Below are 17,827 nucleotides of genomic sequence, written 5' to 3'. Positions count from 1 at the left end.
GCCACGAGGGGCTGCGCCGTTGGCTGAAAATCCATGTAACCGCTTACAAGGAAACGGATTTTTGCCGCAGCGGGTATCATGACCGGCTGACTTCACACAGGAGCCACCCGCTCATGCGCCGCAAGATCGTCGCCGGAAACTGGAAGCTGCATGGCAGCCGTCAATTCGCCAATGAACTGCTGGGGCAGGTGGCTGCCGGGCTGCCGCTGGAGGGGGTGGACGTGGTGATCCTGCCGCCGCTGCCGTACCTGGGCGAGCTGGTCGAGGACTTCGGCGAGACCGGCCTGGCCTTTGGCGCGCAGGACGTGAGCAGCAACGAGAAGGGCGCCTACACCGGCGAGGTCTGCGCGGCCATGCTGGTCGAGGTCGGGGCCCGCTATGGCCTGGTCGGCCATTCCGAGCGCCGCCAGTACCACCATGAGAGCAGCGAGCTGGTCGCGCGCAAGTTCGCCGCCGCCCAGCACGCCGGCCTGGTGCCGGTGCTGTGCGTGGGCGAGACCCTGGAACAGCGCGAGGCCGGGCAGACCGAAGCGGTCATCGCCAGCCAGCTGGCACCGGTGCTGGAGCTGGTCGGCGCGGCCGGTTTCGCCCAGGCGGTGGTCGCCTATGAGCCGGTCTGGGCCATCGGTACCGGCCGTACCGCCACCAAGGAGCAGGCACAGCAGGTGCACGCGTTCATCCGTGGCGAAGTCGCGCGTATCGATGCTAGAATCGCTGATTCACTGCCCATTGTTTACGGCGGTAGCGTGAAGCCCGACAATGCCGGGGAACTGTTCGCGCAGCCGGATGTCGATGGTGGGCTGGTCGGCGGCGCCTCCCTGGTGGCCGCGGACTTCCTGGCCATCGCAAGGGCGGCGGCCGCGAACTAATCCTAGAAGTATTGTCCGAGGGCGGTTTCCAATGCTGATGTTGATCCTCAATGTCGTCTACGTGCTGGTCGCTGTGGCCATGATCGCGCTGATCCTGATGCAGCGCGGCTCGGGTGCGGCGGCGGGTTCGGGCTTTGGTGCCGGCGCCTCGGGTACGGTGTTCGGTGCGCGTGGCGCCTCGAACTTCCTGTCCAAGTCGACCAAGTGGCTGGCCGTCGTGTTCTTCGGCATCAGCCTCTTCATGGCCTGGTATGCCGGTCATGGCAGCCGTCCGGCGGCCGACCAGGATCTGGGCTTGATGTCCGCCCCGGCGGCGGTCGCTCCGGCGGCTCCGGCAGGCGAATTGCCGGCCGTTCCGAAGGCTGATGCGGTCCCGGCCGCCCCGGTTCCGGCCGCGAATGTGCCGGCTCAGGCGGAATCTTCGGTTTCTGGTGAAGAAAAGCCTTCGGAAGGCTCCCAGAAACACTGAAGCCGGTTACAATACGCGGCGCATCGGGAAGATAGTCTGATGTGATCGTTTGCCCAGGTGGCGGAATTGGTAGACGCACTACCTTGAGGTGGTAGCGACTTAGGTCGTAGGGGTTCGAGTCCCCTCTTGGGCACCATTTGTAAGTAAAGCGGGTTCGCCTGGCGCGCAAGGCGCCAGGTAGATTTCCGTCCACTCCCCCATGCCAAAGCGCCTGCAGGCGCAGCGGCAGAGGCAAGAGAGAATCGCTGTGCTGGCCGAATATTTGCCGTCTCTGCTGTTTCTGATCGTTGCCACCGGTATCGGCATTACGCTGATGCTGGTTGGTCGATTCCTCGGTCCCCGCCGCCCCGATCTGGAAAAGCTGTCGCCGTACGAGTGCGGCTTCGAGGCCTTCGAAGACGCGCGCATGAAGTTCGACGTGCGCTACTACCTGATCGCGATCCAGTTCATCGTCTTCGACCTGGAAATCATCTTCATCGTGCCGTGGACCCAGGTCTTCATGGAGCTGGGCGCGCGTTCGCTCGTCACCATGGGCCTGTTCGTCGGCATGCTGTTCCTCGGTTTCATTTACGTCTGGAAGAAGGGAGCGCTGGAATGGGAGTGATTCAGACTCTCGATGGCCTCATGAACAACCCCACGCCGGAAGGCCGGGTTGATGACATCCTGCGGCCGGAAGGCGACAACCCGCTGCTGGAAAAGGGCTTCGTCACCACCAGCGTCGATGCACTGCTGAACTGGGCGCGCACCGGCTCGATGTGGCCGATGACCTTCGGTCTGGCCTGCTGCGCGGTCGAGATGATGCACGCCGGCGCCGCGCGCCTGGACCTTGACCGCTACGGCGTGGTGTTCCGCCCGTCGCCGCGCCAGTCCGACGTGATGATCGTGGCCGGTACCCTGGTCAACAAGATGGCCCCGGCGCTGCGCAAGGTCTACGATCAGATGCCGGACCCGAAGTGGGTCATCTCGATGGGTAGCTGCGCCAATGGTGGCGGCTATTACCACTACTCCTATTCTGTCGTGCGCGGCTGTGATCGCGTGGTGCCGGTGGACGTCTACGTCCCGGGTTGCCCGCCGACCGCCGAGGCGCTGGTGTACGGGATCCTGCAGCTGCAGAAGAAGATCTGGCGTACACAGACCATCGCCCGCTGACCCCTTCACCTGACAAGAGCGCGCCAAGCCCCCATGGCAGAGCAAGCATCCTTCATCGACCGACTCTCCGCACGTTTCGCTGGTGCGAAGGTCATCGTGGTCGAACCCCGCGGCGAAGTGACGCTGGAAGTGCCTGCCGCCGAGTGGCACGCCACCGCCCTGGCGCTGCGTGACGAGTTTGGTTTCGAGCAGGCCGTGGATCTCTGCGGCGTCGATTACCTGGGTTATGGCTCCGACGAATGGGACACCGCCGACGTGTCCTCGCAGGGCTTCAGCCGTGGCGTCGAAGGCAAGGCCCAGGGCCGTTTCGCGTGGGGTGAGTTCCCCACCGAGGAAAACGGTGCCGACGGTGCCCGCCCGCAGCACATGCCGACCCAGCGTTTCGCCGTGGTCGCCCAGCTGCGCTCGTACCAGCACAACCTGATGATGCACCTGCGCTGCTTCGCCCCTGACGAAGCACTGCCGGTGGTGTCCTCGCTGACCGGCATCTGGCCGGGCCTGAACTGGTTCGAGCGCGAAGCGTTCGACCTGTACGGCGTGATCTTCGAAGGCCACCCGGACCTGCGCCGGATCCTGACCGACTACGGTTTCGTCGGCCATCCGTTCCGCAAGGACTTCCCGCTGATCGGCAATGTCGAAGTCCGCTACGACGAAGAAAAGAAGCGCGTGATCTACGAACCGGTCACCTCGGTGGAGCCGCGCGTCGGCGTGCCGCGCGTGATCCGCGACGACGCCCGTCTGCAGACCGCAGAAGGTGAGCGCGCGCAGGAGGCAGTGAAGTGAGCCACGTACACCAGGCCGGCGAAGCATTCGCCAGCAACGCCGCCGAAAGCCGGCAGGAAATCCGCAACTACACCATGAACTTCGGCCCGCAGCATCCGGCCGCTCACGGTGTGCTGCGCCTGATCCTGGAAATGGACGGTGAAACCATCATGCGCGCCGACCCGCACGTGGGTCTGCTGCACCGTGGTACCGAAAAGCTGGCCGAGTCCAAGCCGTTCAACCAGTCGATCGGTTACATGGATCGACTGGATTACGTGTCGATGATGTGCAACGAGCACGCCTACGTGCGCGCGATCGAGACCCTGATGGGCATCGAGGCGCCGGAGCGTGCGCAGTACATCCGCACCATGTACGACGAGATCACCCGCATCCTCAACCACCTGATGTGGCTGGGCTCCAACGCGCTCGACCTGGGTGCGATGGCGGTGATGCTGTACGCCTTCCGCGAGCGCGAAGAGCTGATGGATTGCTATGAAGCAGTCTCCGGCGCACGCATGCACGCGGCGTACTACCGTCCGGGCGGTGTCTACCGCGACCTGCCGGACCACATGCCGAAGTACAAGGAGTCGCGCTGGCACAAGGGCAAGGCGCTGAAGCAGCTCAATGCTTCGCGCGAGGGCTCGCTGCTGGACTTCCTGGAGAACTTCACCGTCGAGTTCCCCAAGCGCATCGACGAATACGAAACCCTGCTGACCGACAACCGTATCTGGAAGCAGCGTACCGTCGGCATCGGCGTGGTGACGCCGGAACTGGCGCACCAGTGGGGCATGACCGGCGTGATGCTGCGTGGCTCGGGCGTCGCCTGGGACCTGCGCAAGAAGCGCCCGTACGCCAAGTACGATGCCGTCGATTTCGACATCCCGCTGGGCAAGGAAGGCGACTGCTACGACCGCTACCTGGTCCGCGTTGCCGAAATGCGCGAGTCCAACCGCATCATCAAGCAGTGCGTGGCGTGGCTGAAGGCCAACCCGGGCCCGGTGATGGTGAAGAACTTCAAGGTCGCTCCGCCCAAGCGCGAGGACATGAAGGACGACATGGAAGCGCTGATCCACCACTTCAAGCTGTTCAGCGAAGGCTACTGCGTGCCGGCCGGCGAGACCTACTCGGCGGTGGAAGCCCCGAAGGGCGAATTCGGCTGCTACCTGGTCTCCGATGGCGCCAACAAGCCGTTCCGCGTGCACCTGCGTGCGCCGGGCTTCGCCCACCTGTCCTCGATCGATTCGATCGTGCGCGGCCACATGCTGGCCGACGTGGTGGCGATGATCGGCACCTACGACTTGGTGTTCGGCGAGGTTGACCGGTAATGCCGTCCGCCACGCCAACGCCCGCTGCAGGCAGCCGGCGCAAGCCGGCGCCGCAGTTTCTGGAATTTCACGTTATGCATTTCGCTGAGGTCGGCCGATGAAGGCGACAGGTAATTTCGAGGCGGCGCGCGACGTCGACCCGATGGTGGTGCTGAGCGACAAGACCCGCGCTCACATCGATCACTGGCTGTCCAAGTTCCCGCCGGACCGCAAGCGCTCTGCCGTGCTGCAGGGCCTGCATGCGGCCCAGGAGCAGAACCAGGGCTGGCTGACCGACGAGCTGATCGCCGGCGTGGCCAAGTACCTTGATCTGCCGCCGGTGTGGGCCTACGAGGTCGCCAGCTTCTACTCGATGTTCGAGACCGAGAAGGTCGGCCGCAACAACGTGGCCATCTGCACCAACATCAGCTGCTGGCTCAATGGCGCCGAGGACATCGTCCGCCATTGCGAGAAGAAGCTGGGCATCAAGCACGGTGAATCGACCCCGGACGGCCGCGTCTACCTCAAGCGCGAGGAAGAGTGCCTGGCTGGCTGCGGTGGCGCGCCGATGATGGTCATCAACGGTCACTACCATGAGCGTCTGACCCTGGAAAAGGTCGACGAGCTGCTGGACGGGCTGGAGTAAGGGCATGGCACATCACCACGAATCCAAGGGTCCGGTCGGCCCCGCGCCGCTGCCGCACCAGGTGGTCTATACCACCCTGCATTACGACACCCCGTGGTCGTACGAAAGCTACCTGAAGACCGGTGGCTACGCCGCCCTGCGCAAGATCCTCGAAGAGAAGATCCCGCCGGAGCAGGTCATCGAGATGGTCAAGGCCTCGGGCCTGCGCGGCCGCGGTGGCGCAGGCTTCCCGACCGGCCTGAAGTGGTCCTTCATGCCCAAGGGCAACATGCAGAAGTACATCCTCTGCAACTCGGACGAATCCGAGCCGGGCACCTGCAAGGACCGCGACATCCTGCGCTACAACCCGCATTCGGTGGTGGAAGGCATGGCGATCGCCTGCTACGCCACCGGTTCGACCGTGGGTTACAACTACCTGCGCGGTGAGTTCCACCACGAGCCGTTCGAGCACTTCGAGCAGGCCCTGGCCGACGCCTATGCGAACGGCTGGCTGGGCAAGAACATCCTCGGCAGCGGCGTGGACATCGACATCTACGGCGCGCTGGGCGCCGGCGCGTACATCTGCGGCGAAGAAACCGCGCTGATGGAATCGCTGGAGGGCAAGAAGGGCCAGCCGCGCTACAAGCCGCCGTTCCCGGCCAATTTCGGCCTGTATGGCAAGCCGTCGACGATCAACAACACCGAAACCTATGGTTCGGTGCCGGCGATCATCCGCAACGGTCCGGAGTGGTTCAAGGGCCTGAGCCTGACCGCCAACGGCGGTCCGAAGTGCTTCTCGGTGTCCGGCTGCGTGCAGAATGGCGGCAACTTCGAAGTGCCGCTCGGCACCAAATTCCACGACCTGCTGGAAATGGCCGGTGGCCTGCGTCCGGGCCGCACGCTGAAGGGCGCGATCCCGGGCGGCGTGTCGATGCCGGTGCTGACCGCGGCCGAGCTGAAGGACCTGCCGATGGACTACGACACCATCCGCGCGCTGGGCTCCGGCCTGGGTTCGGGCGCGATCGTGGTGCTCGACGACAGCGTCTGCTGCGTCAAGTTCGCCTGCCGCATCAGCCAGTTCTTCCACAAGGAATCCTGTGGCCAGTGCACCCCGTGCCGTGAGGGCACCGGCTGGATGCACCGCGTGCTGGAGCGCATCGTCGCCGGCAAGGCCACGATGGAAGACCTGCACCAGCTGAAGGCGGTGGCCGGCCAGATCGAAGGCCACACCATCTGTGCGTTCGGTGAAGCGGCTGCATGGCCCATCCAGGGCTTCCTGCGCCAGTTCTGGGACGAATTCGAGTACTACATCGTCAACGGTCATTCGATGGTTGACGGCAAGAAGGTGGAGGCAGCCGCCGCATGAGCGCGCAACCCGTAAACCCGAACGTGCCACCGGATCACGTGACCATCGAAATCGATGGCAAGTCGCTGGTCGTGCCCAAGGGTTCGATGATCATCCAGGCGGCCGACAAGGCCGGCATTTCGATTCCGCGCTTCTGCTACCACGAGAAGCTGCCGATCGCCGCCAACTGCCGCATGTGCCTGGTGGACGTGGAAAAGTCGCCGAAGCCGGCGCCGGCCTGCGCCACTCCGGTGATGGATGGCATGAAGGTCGCCACCCGCAGCGAGAAGGCACTGAAGTTCCAGCGCTCGGTGATGGAGTTCCTGCTCATCAACCACCCCCTCGACTGCCCGATCTGCGATCAGGGCGGCGAGTGCGAGCTGCAGGACGTGTCGCTGGGCTATGGCCGTTCGGTCAGCCGCTTCAACGAGCGCAAGCGCGTGGTGCCGGACGAGGACATGGGCCCGCTGGTCGCCACCGAGATGACCCGCTGCATCCAGTGCACCCGCTGCGTCCGCTTCACCGCCGACGTCGCCGGTACCTACGAACTGGGTGGCATGTACCGCGGTGAGAACCTGCAGATCGGTACCTTCGACGGCAAGCCGCTGACCACCGAACTGTCCGGCAACGTCGTCGACGTCTGCCCGGTCGGCGCACTGACCAACAAGGTGTTCCAGTTCCGCGCCCGCCCGTGGGAACTGACCGCGCGCGAGTCGCTGGGTTACCACGACGCGATGGGTTCGAACCTGTTCCTGCACGTGCGTCGCGGCGAAGTGCTGCGCACCGTGCCGCGCGACAACGAAGCGGTGAACGAGTGCTGGCTGTCCGACCGTGACCGCTACTCGCACCAGGGCCTGTACAGCGAAGACCGTGCGGTCAAGCCGCTGCGCAAGGTCAATGGCGAGTGGAAGGAAGTGAGCTGGACCGAAGGCCTGGCTGCTGCCGCCGAGATCCTCAAGGCCAACCAGGGCGACAACCTGGGCGTGCTGGTGCACCCGTCCACCTCGAACGAGGAGGGCGCGCTGCTGGCCCGCCTGGCCAAGGGCCTGGGCTCGAGCAACATCGACCACCGCATCAACAACCGCGATTTCTCCGACGCCGCAACCGCCGAAGTGTTCGGCCTGCCGCTGGCCGAGATCGAAGGCGCCGACCGCATCGTCGTTCTGGGCAGCAACATCCGCCACGAACTGCCGCTGCTGCACGCCCGCCTGCGCAAGGCGCAGACCACCAAGGGCGCGAAGATCCACGTCGTCAATCCGGTGGACTTCGACTTCGCTTTCAGCATCGCCGGCAAGCAGATCGTCGCGCCGTCGAAGTTCGTCGACGCGCTGGCCAGCGCCGAGCTGCGTTCGGCCGTGCAGGGCGGCAACAACACCGTGCTGATCGTTGGTGGCATCGCCGAGAACCACCCGCAGGCTGCCGCCATCCGCGCCGCCGCGCGTGACTTCGCCGCCGCCACCGGTGCCAAGCTGTGCCGCATCCCGCAGGGCGCCAACGCCGTGGGCCTGACCCGCGCCGGCGTGCTGCCGGCGGGCAAGGACGTCGCCGCGATGCTGGCGCAGCCGCGCCAGGCCTACGTGGTGTACGGCCTGGAGCCGGGCCTGGATTTCGCCGATGCACCTGCCGCGCGCAAGGCGCTGGCCGGTGCCCAGGTGGTGGCCTTCAGCCAGTTCGCCTGTGCCTCGACCCGCGACGTCGCCGACGTGATCCTGCCGATCGGTGCGCTGCCGGAAATCGACGCCACCCTGACCAATCTCGATGGTCGCGAGCAGTCGGCCCGTGCCGGCGGCAAGCTGCCGGGCGAGGCCCGTGAAGGCTGGCGCGTGCTGCGCGCACTGGGCGGCGACATGGCGCTGGCCGGTTTCGACTTCACCGACCTGGCCGGCCTGCGTGCCAGCCTGGCCCCGGTGTCGGTCACCGTTGCCGCTTCGGCGCAGCCGGTGATTGCCGGCGAAGGCCTGGAAGTGGCTTCGACCGCCGCGATCTACCGCACCGATGCGGTGGTCCGTCGCGCCCCGGCGCTGCAGTCGCATCCGCTCAACAACGCCCCGCGCATCGTGCTGAACGCTGAAGATGCCGCTCGCCTGCAGCTGCAGGAAGGGCAGATGGCCAAGGTCGGCACCGATGCCGGCAAGGCCACCCTGCCGGTGGTGGTCGACGCCCGCGTCGCTGCGGGTTCGGTCTGGATTGAATCGGGCCACGGCGCGACCGCGCCGCTGGGTGCCGCTCGCGTAACGGTGGTGGCTGCATGAACGAATTGCTGTTGAACGCGGTCGACCCGCTGCACCAGTGGCTGCTTGGCCTCGGTGACATCGGCGCGCTGATCTGGATCATCCTGAAGATCCTGGTGATCACCGTTCCGGTGATCATCTCGGTGGCCTTCTACGTGGTCTGGGAACGCAAGCTGATCGGCTGGATGCACGTCCGCCACGGCCCGATGTACGTGGGCATGGGCATCTTCCAGGCCTTCGCCGACGTCTTCAAGCTGCTGTTCAAGGAAGTGGTCCAGCCGAGCAGCGCCAACAAGGCGATCTATCTGCTGGCACCGCTGATCACCCTGGCCCCGGCCTTCGCGGCCTGGTCGGTGGTCCCCTTCGATTCGCAGATCGTGCTGTCCAATGCCAACGCCGGCCTGCTTTACCTGCTGGCGATGACCTCGCTGGGCATCTACGGCATCATCCTGGCCGGTTGGGCGTCCAACTCGAAGTACGCGTTCCTGGGTGCCATGCGCGCCTCGGCGCAGATGATCAGCTACGAAATCGCCATGGGCTTCGCCCTGGTCGGCGTGATGATCGCCGCTGGCAGCCTGAACCTGAGCAATATCGTGATGGCGCAGGCCGGCAGCTCCGGCTTCTTCGACTGGTTCCTGCTGCCGCTGTTCCCGCTGTTCGTCATCTACTGGGTGTCGGGCGTGGCTGAAACCAACCGCGCGCCGTTCGACGTGGTGGAAGGCGAATCGGAAATCGTCGCCGGCCACATGGTCGAATACTCCGGCGGTGCCTTCGCGCTGTTCTTCCTGGCCGAATACGCGAACATGATCCTGATCAGCTTCCTGATCTCGATCTTCTTCCTCGGCGGCTGGCTGAGCCCGGTCCAGGGCTGGGTCAACTTCGGCGATGTCTCGCCGCTGGTCGACTGGATCTGGAAGGGCGGTGCACCGTGGCTGTTCGTCAAGGTGTTCTTCTTCGCCAGTGCCTACATCTGGTTCCGTGCCAGCTTCCCGCGCTTCCGCTACGACCAGATCATGCGCCTGGGCTGGAAGGTCTTCATCCCGCTGGCCATTCTGTGGATCGCGGTTACCGCCGTCATGGTGTTCTTCGGCGTGATTCAAAAGGGCGTCTAAAGTGATGAACAGGATTACCCATTACTTCAAGAGCCTGCTGCTGCTCGAACTGCTGGCGGGCCTCTGGCTGACGCTGAAGTACAGCTTCAAGCCGAAGTACACGATGATGTACCCGATGGAGAAGTTCCCGCAGTCGCCGCGCTTCCGTGGCCTGCACGCGCTGCGCCGTTACCCCAACGGCGAAGAGCGCTGCATTGCCTGCAAGCTGTGCGAAGCGGTGTGCCCGGCCCTGGCCATCACCATCGACTCGGCCAAGCGTGAGGACGGCACCCGCCGCACCACCCGCTACGACATCGACCTGTTCAAGTGCATCTTCTGCGGCTTCTGCGAAGAAAGCTGCCCGGTGGACTCGATCGTCGAAACCCACATCCTCGAGTACCACTTCGAGAACCGTGGCGAAAACATCGTTACCAAGCCGCAGCTGCTGGCCCTTGGCGATCGTCTCGAAAACGAGATCGCCGAGCGTCGTGCCGCCGATGCCGCTTACCGCTGAGGTCGAGAGATGGATTGGGTAAATATCGCTTTCTGGGTGTTCGCCATCGCGGCAACGGTTTCGGCCGGTGCGGTGATCAGCGTGCGCAACCCGGTGCATGCAGTGCTGTGCCTGGTGCTGACCTTCTTCTCCATTGCCTGCGTGTGGCTGCTGGTGGGCGCCGAGTTCCTCGGCGTGGCGCTGGTGCTGGTCTACGTCGGCGCGGTGATGGTGCTGTTCCTGTTCGTGGTGATGATGCTGGACATCGATCCCACCAAGATGCGTGAGGGCTGGGTGCGCTACCTGCCGGTCGGCCTGATCGTGGCAGTGGCGATGCTGGTGCAGATGCTGATCCTGATCGGCGTGAAGGGCAGGGCGGTCACTCCGTTCCCGGCCGACAACGCCGCTGCGGTCGCCGCCGACAGCTCCAACATCACCTGGCTGGCACGCACGCTGTTCACCGAGTACCTGCTGCCGTTCGAGTTCGCCGCCGTCATCCTGACCGTGGCCGTGGTTGCCGCCGTGATGCTGACCCTGCGTCGCCGTACCGGCGTGAAGAGCCAGAACCCGGGCGAGCAGACCATGGTCAAGGCCGGCCAGCGCCTGCGCATGGTCAAGATGGGTGCCGAAGCACCGGTCGTGCACAGCAACAGCAAGCCGGTCGCCGGCGAGGAGACCCAGCCGTGATCACCCTTGGCCATATCCTCGCGCTGGGCGCGGTGCTGTTCGCCATCAGCCTGGCCGGCATCTTCCTCAACCGGAAGAACGTCATCGTCCTGCTGATGTCGATCGAACTGATGCTGCTGTCGGTGAACATCAATTTCGTCGGCTTCTCGCGTCAGCTGGGCGATCCGTCCGGCCAGCTGTTCGTGTTCTTCATCCTGACCGTCGCCGCCGCGGAAGCCGCCATCGGCCTGGCGATCCTGGTGACCCTGTTCCGTACACGCCGCACGATCAATGTCGGCGAAGTCGATTCGTTGAAGGGCTGATCCACAGATGGAAATCACTCTCTCCAAGAGTCTGTTGATCGCAGTGGTGCTTGCACCGCTGTTCGGCAGCATCATCGCCGGCCTGTTCGGTCGCCAGGTCAAGCGCTTCGGCGCGCAGACCATCACCATCCTCGGCGTCGCGGTGGCCTGCGGCCTGTCGATGTACACGCTCTACCAGCTGCTGTGGGGCGGTGCGCAGCCGTTCAACCAGAACATCTACACGTTCTTCGAAGTGGGCCAGTATTCGGCGCACGTCGGCTTCATGGTCGACAAGCTGACCGCGATGATGATGGTGGTGGTGACCTTCGTGTCGCTGCTGGTCCACATCTACACGATCGGCTACATGCAGGACGATCCGGGCTACCAGCGGTTCTTCAGCTACATCTCGCTGTTCACCTTCTCGATGCTCACCCTGGTGATGAGCAACAACTTCCTGCAGCTGTTCTTCGGCTGGGAAGCGGTGGGCCTGGTGTCGTACCTGCTGATCGGCTTCTGGTTCAAGCGCCCGACCGCGATCTTCGCCAACATGAAGGCGTTCCTGGTCAACCGCGTCGGTGACTTCGGCTTCCTGCTGGGCATCGCCGGCGTGCTGTGGGTGTTCGGCACCCTGGACTACTCGCAGGTGTTCTCGCAGGCCGGCATGCTGGCTGACCCGCGCGCCCAGCTGCAGATCTGGGACGGCACGATCCTGGGCATGCAGCTGCTGAACGAGCCGGTGATCTGGTCGATCGCCACCGTCATCTGCATCTGCCTGTTCATCGGTGCCATGGGCAAGTCGGCCCAGGTCCCGCTGCATGTGTGGCTGCCGGACTCGATGGAAGGCCCGACCCCGATCTCGGCACTGATCCACGCCGCGACGATGGTGACCGCCGGTATCTTCATGGTCACCCGCATGTCGCCGCTGTTCGAGCTGTCGCAGACCGCGCTGAACTTCGTGCTGTTCATCGGTGCCACCACCGCGTTCTTCACCGGCCTGATCGGCATCGTGCAGAACGACATCAAGCGCGTGGTCGCGTACTCGACCCTGTCGCAGCTGGGCTACATGACCGTCGCCCTGGGCGTGTCGGCCTACTCGGCCGCCGTGTTCCACCTGATGACCCACGCCTTCTTCAAGGCCCTGCTGTTCCTGGGCGCCGGCTCGGTCATCATCGCGATGCACCACGAGCAGGACATGCGCAAGATGGGCGGCCTGCGCAAATACATGCCGATCACCTTCATCACCATGTGGATCGGTACGCTGGCCCTGGTTGGTACGCCGTTCTTCTCCGGCTTCTACTCGAAGGACACGATCATCGAGGCGGCCGAGATCCACGCCCACATGCAGAACAGCTGGGTGGCCACCTATGGCTACTGGGCGGTGCTGGGTGGCGTGCTGGTGACCAGCTTCTACAGCTTCCGCCTGCTGTTCATGACCTTCCACGGCAAGGAGCGTTTCCGCGACGCGCACGACGATCATGGCCACGGCCATGACGATCACCACGCCGCCGAAGCCCACCATGGCGATGCCCATGACGACCACGGCCATGGCCACGGTCCGCATGAACCGCATGAAACCCCGTGGGTGGTGACCCTGCCGCTGATCCTGCTGGCCATCCCGTCGATCGCCATCGGTTTCTTCAGCATCGGTCCGATGCTGCACGGCACCGACTGGGCCGGCAACCATGCGCACGAGGCGATCAAGGGCCAGGCACAGACGTTCTTCACCGGCATCGTCGACTTCTACGATCCGGCCAAGAACACCGTCGCGTTCCTGGGTGAAGAGTTCCATGGCCCGGTCGCGTTCGCGCTGCACGGCATGATGCTGCCGCCGTTCTGGCTGACCCTGGCGGGCTTCCTGCTGGCTGCGCTGTTCTACCTGTGGAAGCCGGACCTCTCGGGCAAGGCACGCAAGACCTTCGCCCCGATCGTTTCGGTGCTGGAAAACAAGTACGGCTTCGACAAGCTGTGGATCGATGGCTTTGCCGGTGGCAGCGTCAAGCTGGGCAAGGTCTCGCGCTGGATCGACAGCAACATCGTCGACGGCGTGGTCAATCTCTCGGCACGTGTTGTGGACGTTGCAGCCGGCGTGCTGCGTCGTACCCAATCCGGTTTCCTCTATCACTACGCCTTCGCGATGATCATCGGCCTGATTGCCCTGCTGGGCGTGCTGATGCATTACCTGCGTTGATGACCTGTACGGAATAAGAAGACGTGTCGAACTGGCCTCTACTCAGTGTCCTCATCTGGCTGCCGATCATCGGTGGCGCCCTGATCCTTGCGATCCGTGATGCACAGACTGCCCGCTGGGCGTCGCTGGGCGTCGCGGTGCTCACCTTCGTTGCAAGCCTCTCGCTGCTGAGCGGCTACAACGCGGGCATCGACGGCCTGCAGTTCGTCGAGACCCATGCCTGGATCCCGGCGTACAAGATCGGCTACAACCTGGGCGTGGACGGCATTGCCGTGGCGCTGATCCTGCTGACTACCCTGGTCAGCGTGCTTGCCCTGATCGGCGCCTGGAGCGCCATCGACAAGCGCGTCAACCAGTATGTGGCGGCCTTCCTGATCCTGGAAGGCGTCACCGTCGGCATCTTCGCCGCGACGGACGCGATGCTGTTCTACGTGTTCTTCGAAGCCATGCTGATCCCGATGTTCCTGATCATCGGTGTCTGGGGTGGCCCGCGCCGCATCTACGCAGCACTGAAGTTCTTCCTGTACACCTTCCTCGGCTCGGTGCTGATGCTGGTGGCGCTGATCTACCTGTACATGAAGGGCGGCAGCTTCCAGCTGGCCGACCTGTACGCGCTGCCGCTGTCGGCCAAGGAACAGACCTGGATCTTCTTTGCCTTCCTAATCGCCTTCGCGGTCAAGGTGCCGATGTTCCCGGTCCACACCTGGCTGCCGGACGCCCACGTGGAAGCGCCGACCGCCGGTTCGGTGATCCTGGCCGCCATCGCCCTGAAGATCGGTGGCTACGGCTTCCTGCGCTTCAACCTGCCGATCGTCCCGGACGCGTCGCAGGAATGGGCCTGGCTGGTGATCGCGCTGTCGCTGATCGCGGTGATCTACGTCGGCCTGGTCGCCCTGGTGCAGGACGACATGAAGAAGCTGATCGCCTATTCGTCGATCGCGCACATGGGCTTCGTCACCCTGGGTACCTTCATCGCCCTGTGGCTGGTGCGTGAAGCAGGCAACGCCGATGCTGCCCGCCTGGGCCTGCAGGGCGCCATGGTGCAGATGATCTCGCACGGCTTCGTGTCCGGTGCGATGTTCTCCTGTGTCGGCGTGCTGTACGACCGCATGCACAGCCGCCGCATCGCCGATTACGGCGGCGTGGTCAACGTGATGCCGTGGTTCGCCACCTTCGCCATGCTGTTCTTCATGGCCAATGCGGGCCTGCCGGGCACCAGCGGTTTCGTCGGCGAGTTCATGGTCATCCTGTCGGCCTTCCAGCGTAATCCGTGGATCGCACTGGGCGCGGCCACCACCCTGATCATCGGCGCCGCCTACACCCTGTGGCTGTACAAGCGCATCTTCTTCGGCGAAGTGGCCAACAGCCACGTGGCCGAACTGAAGGACATCAACGGCCGCGAATGGCTGGTGCTGGGCGTGTTCGCCATCGGCGTGCTGGCCCTGGGCATCTACCCCAAGCCGCTGACCGACCTGATGGAGCCCTCGATCGCGAAGCTGGCGATGCAGATCGCATCCAGCAAGCTGCTGTAATTCCAGGATTTGATGATGACCACTTCGCCGCTGCTGCCATTGACCGCCGCTGACCTGCCACCGCTCGCTCCCGAGCTGGTGCTGATCGGCAGCGCCTTCGCCCTGATGATCCTCGACCTGTTCGTCAGCAACCGGAACAAGATCGTCACCCACCTGTTCTCGCTCGCTGCGCTGGCCGTGGTGCTGTTCATGCTGGCCACCGGCGTGGGCGGGCAGGGCGAGGTCTTCCATGGCATGTTCGTGCGCGATACCGCCGCGGACGTGATGAAGACCGGGATCGTGCTGCTCAGCGGCCTGACCCTGGTCTACGGCTGGCGCTACCTGCGTGACCGCAACCTGTTCCAGGGCGAGATCCCGGTGCTGATCCTGTTCGGCACCGCCGGCATGATGATTCTGGTCTCGGCCGGCAGCCTGCTGATGGTCTACCTGGGCCTGGAACTGCTGGCGCTGTGCTCCTACGCACTGGTTGCCAGCAACCGTGAGAACGGTCTGGCCTCGGAAGCGGCGATGAAGTACATCGTGCTGGGTTCGCTGGCCTCGGGCCTGCTGCTGTACGGCATGTCGCTGATCTACGGCGCCACCGGCAGCCTGCACCTGGACGTCATCCGTGACGCCATCCCGCACTCGGAAGAGCGCGTGCTGCTGATCACCGGTGCGGTGTTCATGATCGCCGGCGTCGCCTTCAAGCTGGGTGCCGCACCGTTCCACATGTGGCTGCCGGACGTGTACCAGGGTGCCCCGGCACCGATCGCGCTGTTCATCAGCTCGGCGCCGAAGCTGGCCGCCTTCGGCATGGCCTACCGCCTGCTGGAAATGGGCGTGGGTCCGCTGTCGACTGAACTGCAGCTGCTGATCGCCGGCCTGGCCGCGGTCTCGCTGGTCATCGGCAACCTGATGGCCATCGCGCAGAGCAACCTCAAGCGCATGCTGGCGTTCTCCACCGTCTCGCACATCGGCTTCCTGCTGATGGGCATCGCCGGTGGTGGCGCGCAGGGCTATGCCGCCGCGCTGTTCTACGCACTGGCCTACGCCATCATGTCCACCGCCGCCTTCGGCGCGATCATCGCGCTGTCGCGTGCCGGTTTCGAAGCCGAGAACATCGAGGACTTCAAGGGCCTCAATGCCCGCAACCCGTGGATGGCCGGCCTGGTGCTGTGCATCATGGCGTCGCTGGCCGGCATTCCGCCGTTCCTGGGCTTCTGGACCAAGCTGGCGGTGCTGGGCGCGGCCGTCAACGGTGGCCTGCTGTGGCTGGCCATCCTCGGCGTGCTGTGTGCCGTGGTCGGCTGCTTCTACTACCTGCGCGTCATCAAGGTCATGTACTTCGATGAGCCGGTGGGCGAGGCCATGCCGCGCAGCAACGACCGCGTGCTGGGCCTGGTGCTGGGCGTGAACGCGCTGGCGCTGCTGGCGCTGGGCCTGGCCTGGAACCCGATCATGGTCTGGTGCCAGCAGGCATTTGCGCATCTTGCATAAAAGTTGACACAAAGCTGCGCGATTCGTGTAATATGCGCAGCCTGAGTTGTCACTGCAGCGGTTCAGCCAGAACATCGTTGCGGTAGCCCTCCTTGAAAGAGAGCAGGGCAGCAGTTCAAACACTTCCGGTGCGGGGTGGAGCAGTCTGGCAGCTCGTCGGGCTCATAACCCGAAGGTCGCAGGTTCAAATCCTGCCCCCGCTACCAACTTCAGATCGGCGCCAACCGGTTTGATGAATGAGGGAAGGCTTGCATTTTTTGGAGCCAACGCTCATAATTCCGCTTCTGATGCGGGGTGGAGCAGTCTGGCAGCTCGTCGGGCTCATAACCCGAAGGTCGCAGGTTCAAATCCTGCCCCCGCTACCAAGTAAAGAGATCGCCTTCGAGGTCCTGCTTCGAAGGCGTTTTTCTTTGGGCGACTGCGTCGTTTCTGCATGATCGGGGTCAGCTCCCTTTTCCGCGGGAAAGGGATCTGACCCCAGGTCCGCACCTTGCACCAGCGCGGTGCAGCCGCTATCATCAGCGGCCTAGCAGTACCCCTGAAGGCGGCCTCCCGGCGGGAGTCCGGACCCGGAAGGAGGGCCGCAACCGGCAGGCACTGCAGGTTGCAACCGGAATCCAGTCACCGGAGTTTTTCCGGAAAAGGGGCCCAGCGGGCCCTTTGTCGTTTCCGGGGCGTCATGTTTTCACGCCGGCCAAGGCCGGCACCCAACCAAGAGATCAAGGCAGGCTGTGAGCGACAAGGCAACCGACATCGCGAATCTGCTCGCCCCGACCGTTGTGTCGCTGGGCCTGGAGCTGCTGGGCGTTGAGTATCTGCCGGCCCCCGGCGGTGCGACCCTGCGCCTTTACATCGACGTGCCGCTGGCTGAACAGCCCGAGCGCATCATCAATGTCGACGACTGCGAGCGGGTCAGCCGCGAAGTGTCGGCGCAGCTGGACGTCGAAGACCCGATCAGCGGCAATTACACGCTGGAAGTGTCCTCGCCGGGCGTGGATCGCCCGCTGTTCAACCTGGAGCAGTTCGCTCGCCACCAGGGTGAATCGGCCAAGGTCACGCTGAAGCTGCCGCAGGACAACCGTCGTCGCCTGCAGGGCCGTATCGAGGCAACCGACGAGGCCGCAGGCACCATCACCTTCATCGTCGACAAGACCGAAGTGGTGGTGTCGGCCGACAACATCGACAAGGCACGGATCATGCCCGACTGGGTGGCGCTGGGGCTGGCCCCGAGCAAGCCGACCGGTCCGGCGCCGAAGCGTCCGAAGCCGAACACGAATTCTTCTTCCAACGAGCCGGCGGCAAAGAAGCCGCGCGCGGAGTGAGCC

At 64.4% G+C, this 17,827-nt stretch carries 17 protein-coding genes and 3 tRNA genes; all 20 read left to right on the top strand.

Going from position 1 to position 17,827, the window contains the following annotated elements:
• Positions 1 to 113: 113 nt before the first annotated feature.
• Positions 114 to 869: a triose-phosphate isomerase gene (gene tpiA, locus AC5P99_RS05740; RefSeq protein WP_005410466.1), complete on the top strand. Its 756-nt coding sequence runs from the start codon at positions 114 to 116 to the stop codon at positions 867 to 869.
• Between the two features lie 31 nt (positions 870 to 900).
• Positions 901 to 1,338 (top strand): preprotein translocase subunit SecG, encoded by a 438-nt coding sequence (gene secG, locus AC5P99_RS05735; protein WP_005410465.1) that lies wholly within the window; start codon positions 901 to 903, stop codon positions 1,336 to 1,338.
• 51 nt (positions 1,339 to 1,389) lie between these two features.
• Positions 1,390 to 1,474 (top strand) — tRNA-Leu (locus AC5P99_RS05730).
• 111 nt (positions 1,475 to 1,585) lie between these two features.
• A complete protein-coding gene (locus AC5P99_RS05725) occupies positions 1,586 to 1,942 on the top strand; it encodes an NADH-quinone oxidoreductase subunit A (RefSeq protein WP_005414075.1) in 357 nt (118 codons plus the stop codon).
• Complete coding sequence (locus AC5P99_RS05720; RefSeq protein WP_005410463.1) at positions 1,933 to 2,487, top strand: NuoB/complex I 20 kDa subunit family protein; 555 nt, start codon at positions 1,933 to 1,935, stop codon at positions 2,485 to 2,487. Before AC5P99_RS05725 ends, AC5P99_RS05720 begins: the two co-directional genes overlap by 10 nt.
• A gap of 33 nt (positions 2,488 to 2,520) precedes the next feature.
• Positions 2,521 to 3,270 (top strand): NADH-quinone oxidoreductase subunit C, encoded by a 750-nt coding sequence (locus AC5P99_RS05715; protein WP_005410462.1) that lies wholly within the window; start codon positions 2,521 to 2,523, stop codon positions 3,268 to 3,270.
• Complete coding sequence (locus AC5P99_RS05710) at positions 3,267 to 4,574, top strand: NADH-quinone oxidoreductase subunit D (RefSeq protein WP_014037950.1); 1,308 nt, start codon at positions 3,267 to 3,269, stop codon at positions 4,572 to 4,574. Before AC5P99_RS05715 ends, AC5P99_RS05710 begins: the two co-directional genes overlap by 4 nt.
• Before the next feature lie 97 nt (positions 4,575 to 4,671).
• On the top strand, positions 4,672 to 5,199 hold the full coding sequence (gene nuoE, locus AC5P99_RS05705; protein WP_005410460.1) for an NADH-quinone oxidoreductase subunit NuoE: 528 nt from the start codon (positions 4,672 to 4,674) through the stop codon (positions 5,197 to 5,199).
• Positions 5,200 to 5,203: 4 nt separating this feature from the next.
• Positions 5,204 to 6,544 (top strand): NADH-quinone oxidoreductase subunit NuoF, encoded by a 1,341-nt coding sequence (gene nuoF, locus AC5P99_RS05700; RefSeq protein WP_010486436.1) that lies wholly within the window; start codon positions 5,204 to 5,206, stop codon positions 6,542 to 6,544.
• Positions 6,541 to 8,775 (top strand): NADH-quinone oxidoreductase subunit NuoG, encoded by a 2,235-nt coding sequence (gene nuoG, locus AC5P99_RS05695; protein ID WP_329753471.1) that lies wholly within the window; start codon positions 6,541 to 6,543, stop codon positions 8,773 to 8,775. Before nuoF ends, nuoG begins: the two co-directional genes overlap by 4 nt.
• Positions 8,772 to 9,866: an NADH-quinone oxidoreductase subunit NuoH gene (nuoH, locus tag AC5P99_RS05690; protein WP_005410457.1), complete on the top strand. Its 1,095-nt coding sequence runs from the start codon at positions 8,772 to 8,774 to the stop codon at positions 9,864 to 9,866. Before nuoG ends, nuoH begins: the two co-directional genes overlap by 4 nt.
• A 4-nt stretch (positions 9,867 to 9,870) precedes the next feature.
• Positions 9,871 to 10,359, top strand: a complete 489-nt coding sequence (gene nuoI / locus AC5P99_RS05685) for an NADH-quinone oxidoreductase subunit NuoI (RefSeq protein WP_005410456.1) — start codon at positions 9,871 to 9,873, stop codon at positions 10,357 to 10,359.
• Positions 10,360 to 10,368: 9 nt separating this feature from the next.
• A complete protein-coding gene (locus AC5P99_RS05680; RefSeq protein ID WP_123958847.1) occupies positions 10,369 to 11,025 on the top strand; it encodes an NADH-quinone oxidoreductase subunit J in 657 nt (218 codons plus the stop codon).
• Positions 11,022 to 11,327 (top strand): NADH-quinone oxidoreductase subunit NuoK, encoded by a 306-nt coding sequence (gene nuoK / locus AC5P99_RS05675; RefSeq protein ID WP_005417921.1) that lies wholly within the window; start codon positions 11,022 to 11,024, stop codon positions 11,325 to 11,327. Before AC5P99_RS05680 ends, nuoK begins: the two co-directional genes overlap by 4 nt.
• Positions 11,328 to 11,334: 7 nt before the next feature.
• Complete coding sequence (nuoL, locus tag AC5P99_RS05670) at positions 11,335 to 13,494, top strand: NADH-quinone oxidoreductase subunit L (RefSeq protein WP_495212973.1); 2,160 nt, start codon at positions 11,335 to 11,337, stop codon at positions 13,492 to 13,494.
• 23 nt (positions 13,495 to 13,517) lie between these two features.
• Positions 13,518 to 15,026 carry an NADH-quinone oxidoreductase subunit M gene (locus tag AC5P99_RS05665; protein WP_005410452.1) on the top strand — a complete coding sequence of 503 codons (1,509 nt, stop codon included), beginning with the start codon at positions 13,518 to 13,520 and terminating at the stop codon, positions 15,024 to 15,026.
• Between the two features lie 15 nt (positions 15,027 to 15,041).
• Entirely contained in the window at positions 15,042 to 16,502 is a 1,461-nt protein-coding gene (gene nuoN / locus AC5P99_RS05660; RefSeq protein WP_005410451.1) for an NADH-quinone oxidoreductase subunit NuoN, read from the top strand.
• 129 nt (positions 16,503 to 16,631) lie between these two features.
• Positions 16,632 to 16,708, top strand: a tRNA-Met gene (locus AC5P99_RS05655).
• 82 nt (positions 16,709 to 16,790) lie between these two features.
• Positions 16,791 to 16,867, top strand: a tRNA-Met gene (locus tag AC5P99_RS05650).
• A gap of 366 nt (positions 16,868 to 17,233) precedes the next feature.
• A complete protein-coding gene (rimP, locus tag AC5P99_RS05645; protein WP_005410450.1) occupies positions 17,234 to 17,824 on the top strand; it encodes a ribosome maturation factor RimP in 591 nt (196 codons plus the stop codon).
• Positions 17,825 to 17,827 lie beyond the last annotated feature (3 nt).

Source organism: Stenotrophomonas sp. YJH_SMC_80, from assembly GCF_059372495.1.
This window is presented reverse-complemented; position numbering and strand designations above follow the sequence as displayed.